Origin of the sequence: Terrisporobacter sp., assembly GCF_017888745.1 — a bacterium.
GTDB lineage: Bacteria > Bacillota > Clostridia > Peptostreptococcales > Peptostreptococcaceae > Terrisporobacter.
The window spans coordinates 1-2541 of sequence record NZ_JAGHFM010000121.1 but is presented as its reverse complement, the minus strand read 5'-3'; the positions used below and the strand labels follow the sequence as shown (position 1 = coordinate 2541).

Sequence of the window (2541 nt, the reverse complement as noted above, 5' to 3'; positions counted from 1 at the left end):
TGGTAGTATATTTATACCATATATATCTTCTACAATATCTAAGTTTGCATATCTTGCTGATATTCTTATTGCATTGGCTACACATACTTTTTCTCCTGCTGCAGCACCCATCCATAATATATCATGGTTACCCCATTGTATATCTACATTATGATAATTCATCAATGTATCCATGATAATATCCGGTCTTGGACCTCTGTCATAAATATCTCCCACAATATGTAGTCTATCTATTACAAGTTTTTGAATTGCCTTTGATACTTCTATAATAAAGACTCTAGCTCTATCTATTTCAATAATATTATCTACTATGCTCTTATAATATTCATCTTTGTGAGGACTAGTTGAGTCCGGATGTAACAATTCTTCTATTATATATCTAAAATCTTCTGGAAGGAATTTTCTTACTTTTGATCTTGTATACTTACTTGAAGCATATCTTAAAAGTTCTATAAGCCTATATATGGTTATTCTATAAAAATCATCTATATCTTCTGAAATATCTTCCTTTTCTATTAAGTCTAATTTTTGCTCTGGATAGTAAACTAAGGTAGCAAATCTCCTTCTTTCATTTTCTAGCATTGTATTTCCAAATAATTCTTCAATCTTTCTCTTTACTACTCCAGATGCATTTTTCAAAACATGAACAAATGGTTCATACTCACCATGAACATCTGACAGAAAATGTTCTGTTCCTTTAGGAAGATTTAATATCGCTTTTAAATTTATAATTTCAGCACTAGCTTTAGATATACTAGAGTATTGTTTTGATAGCAATTTTAAGTATTTCAATTGGCTATTTAAATATTCATCTGATACTTGATATATTTCTTTCATGTAAAACTCCTCCCTCTTAAATTTCTCACTCTTAATAATTATACCATAGATTTTAACAAAGTATTTTATCACTTATCCCAAAACTTTAATATAGAAATTAATTTAGTTTTATTAGAATATAACCAAAATACTTAATATATGTACACTTTGACAGTTATTTAATTAATATATTGCAATTTATAATTTATCCCTAATCTATATAAACTATAAATTCTATTTAATAAAAAAAACGATGATTTTAATCATCGTTTTTAGAAAAGATTAAGTTTTAAATATTATTATTTTTACCCCTTTTAATTATTCATTAAAATATAAATACACATTTATTTCCGATCATAAATGATACTATTATTATATAATAAATTCGTTTACTCTAAACTTCTACTAATAAATAATTATATAATTGTTTTATCTTTTTTAAAACTATATCTACATGATTCACAATCACCATTGCACTCTTTTATTTTATCTAGACACTCTTTAAATGAAACTTTACTACTATTATAATGTCTTATAACAGTGATATTTTTCTTTTTAGCTTGAGTTTCTACTACTGCTTTTAACTTATGAGAAACAGTTGATGTAAACATTATTACAGCCTCTGGTCTACCAAAATCCTTTAAAGCTTTAGATGACATATTTAAAATTACTTTTGTCTTATATCCTTCTTCTTTACCTAGATTTATATAATCTCTTTTCATCCTTTCATTTCCACCTATCACTAATAAGTTCATTTTCATACCCTCTTTTCCGCTTGATAATGATTATCATTTACTTTTAATTTAGCACCATTGCTTTTTATTGTCAAGTAAAAATACTCTTATTAGTTTTAAATATTACTAATATATTTTCTTTTAAATTCTAATACTAAGGGTATAGGATTTTTGAAAGGTGGTATGTTATGTTTGAAAAATTATTAATAAAATATGCTTCTCCTACTCTAGGAGGAATTAAGAGTGGTAATTTATTTAAAATATATTTGGATGATTATACTGACTTAGAAAACTTAATATCCTATTATAATACCTTATTAAATCCTTTCGATGTTTACTTATACTCATTATATAAATCAAAAACATATGCTTTAATATATATATATAGATTAGAATTTTTAATTAAAGATTTTTCTGACTTAGAGATAATTAGTTTTCTTAAATCATATAATTACAATCCTTTTAATATTGATGATTGTTTAAAAAAATTAAAGAGTGCATTTGAAACAAACATAAAAACCCCTCACGAAGTAGGATTATTTTTAGGTTATCCTATTAAAGATGTTAAGGGCTTTATTAACAATAAAGGTAAGAACTATAAACTATGTGGATGTTGGAAAGTTTACGATAATGTTGATAAATGTACAAAATTATTTAAATCTTATAAAGATTGTAAGTCTAGATTTGAATTTTTATATAGTATAGGATATCCTTTTGAATCCTTAATTTATGAGAAAAAAATTCATAGATTATTATAACAAAGAAATTAGTTTCGCTTAATCCACTGTACGGTCGCTACATTTTATTTCGCCAACGGCTTTGACTATTACTCATAATAAAAGGTTGAAAATTATATGTTATCTACAGAACAGATAACATATAATTTCCTGATAGTATAATGTTTAGTTGACATTTAAGTATTGACTTTTTTTGCAAAATAAAAGAGCATAGAGTTGCACACAAACCCATGAAAGGAATGATCTCTATGCTC

At 25.1% G+C, this 2541-nt stretch carries 3 protein-coding genes; 1 reads left to right on the top strand and 2 read right to left on the bottom strand.

Annotated elements, in window-relative coordinates:
- Positions 1 to 837, bottom strand: an 837-nt coding sequence (locus J7G74_RS05970) for a fructose-bisphosphatase class III (protein WP_297133106.1), incomplete at its 3' end; no start/stop codon positions are given.
- 395 nt (positions 838 to 1232) lie between these two features.
- Positions 1233 to 1571 (bottom strand): DUF2325 domain-containing protein, encoded by a 339-nt coding sequence (locus tag J7G74_RS05965; RefSeq protein WP_297133104.1) that lies wholly within the window; start codon positions 1569 to 1571, stop codon positions 1233 to 1235.
- 167 nt (positions 1572 to 1738) lie between these two features.
- Between J7G74_RS05965 and J7G74_RS05960 the strand changes: the two genes are divergently transcribed.
- Positions 1739 to 2308, top strand: a complete 570-nt coding sequence (locus J7G74_RS05960) for a DUF3793 family protein (RefSeq protein WP_297133101.1) — start codon at positions 1739 to 1741, stop codon at positions 2306 to 2308.
- Positions 2309 to 2541: the final 233 nt, after the last annotated feature.

Coding starts and splice junctions, on each gene's coding strand:
- J7G74_RS05965 (WP_297133104.1), bottom strand. CDS start 1,571: ATGAACTTATTAGTGATAGGTGGAAATGAAAGGATGAAAAGAGATTAT.
- J7G74_RS05960 (WP_297133101.1), top strand. CDS start 1,739: ATGTTTGAAAAATTATTAATAAAATATGCTTCTCCTACTCTAGGAGGA.